General features: G+C 26.6%; 1 protein-coding gene and 1 pseudogene. Both read left to right on the top strand.

All coding sequences use genetic code 11. The features are described from left to right. A pseudogene (locus OO775_RS13765) lies at positions 1 to 775 on the top strand (hypothetical protein); the annotation flags it as partial. A 2-nt stretch (positions 776 to 777) separates the two neighbouring features. Continuing rightward, positions 778 to 1,539 carry a hypothetical protein gene (locus tag OO775_RS13760; RefSeq protein WP_264847801.1) on the top strand — a complete coding sequence of 254 codons (762 nt, stop codon included), beginning with the start codon at positions 778 to 780 and terminating at the stop codon, positions 1,537 to 1,539. Positions 1,540 to 1,666: the final 127 nt, after the last annotated feature.

The following is a 1,666-nucleotide window of genomic DNA, read 5'->3' as shown; positions in this document are numbered from 1 at the left end:
TATAGGAAAAGTTGAAAGAGTTACTATAGAGAAAGTTTTAGACATTACAACTTACCACATTTACCACAACGGAAGCATAGAAAAACATATAGTAAAAAATTCAACTTTAGACAAATACAGATATATGTATCACGATGAAAAAGGAGACATTCACGAAATTTGTATACTAAATAAGATTACTGTTGATAAAAGAAATAATGGTAAGAAAGAAAATGTAATTCCTAAAAAATATATTAAAACATATAATTATCCAGAAGGAGGAAATGCACAAACAGCTTATGTTACTGAAAATGAAACTATTTTTGTAAGTGGTACCGTATATGGCATTCGTAGTTACTCAAAAGGGAGAGGGCAAGTAGAATTGGTAAGAATGCCTGATGGTTTGAGTTATGTAAAAGATAATACCAAAATTATTTTTTCTTTTTCAAATTCACAAAGACGCTATTGTAACCCTGATTGTATGGCGGGTTTCATCGGTGTATTGGCAGAATTAAAGAAAGAAGTAGAGTGTACAGGAATGTGTTTTTCTGATGCAACAAGTTATCCAAGTTTATCTCACCCTAATGGAGATAGTGCTGATACCGAATATTTTACTTCTTTAATAGAGGAACAGAAAAAAGTAGATGCATTTAAAAAATTTCATTTTGTAAAGATTTATAGAGGAGATGCAGGGTGGTATCCTTCTTTAAAAAATACATCATATTCTGACGGACATAATAACCACCTACATGCAGGAGAATTTGATAATACTAAAATAAAAATAATAAATTTATAGATATGAAACAGATACTTTATATTCTAATATGTTGTTTCTTATATTCTTGCAATAATAAGAGTCAAACAAGTAAAAAGGAAGTTATAATAGATACCTTTAAAGATTCTTTACAAAATAATGAAATAAATCAAAATATTAGTTTTAAAAATAACTTTAAGCTAATAGATATTGATTTTCCTTCCACGATAAAATTGGAAAAATATAAATTTCCTAAAAAGTGGCAAACGAAAGGTTTATATTATGACAACAATAAAGAAGCCCTAAAAGATACCTTAAATAATATTCAAGATACTATTTTGTATAAGACAAGAAGATGTATGTTCAGTTTTTACGATACACTTTCTTGTAATAAAACTATAAAACTACCATTTATTCCTATTATAAAAGAAGAAATCAATAAAGAGGATTTTTTCAAAATAGATTCTGCTTATTATTCGGGTACTTTTCCTGCAAAAAATGATATTTTTGTATTGGAAATCTATAAAAACGGCAATAAATATGCTTCTTTAAAAGGAGATGAAACCGCTGCTCCTGTGGATTATCTAACTCTTATAACCAAAAACAAAAAAACAAATGAAATTATAGATTATAAAGTTATTTATAATTATATCTATATGATGTATGAACCTAAGTACTGTTATTTTTATATAGATAATTTTTTAAAAATACATCTTTATTATTTTGATATTGATGAAATAGAAAGTCATTTTGTAAAAGAAGAAATATATCAGATAGATAAAAAAGGAAAATTTATAAAACAATAACCAAACGCACCTTTTAGGAGAATAAAAACCAGTAAATAGATGTGGTTGTGAACAAACATTTTTGACGAAAAGGCGAGCTTTGGGAAAAAGAAACTGTAAAATATAGTGTAAAAAATATTTTTAACGG

Origin of the sequence: Capnocytophaga catalasegens (assembly GCF_026005215.1) — a bacterium.
Lineage (GTDB): Bacteria > Bacteroidota > Bacteroidia > Flavobacteriales > Flavobacteriaceae > Capnocytophaga > Capnocytophaga catalasegens.
The sequence above is the reverse complement of the archived record's forward strand: the minus strand, read 5'-3'. Positions and strand labels throughout refer to the sequence as shown.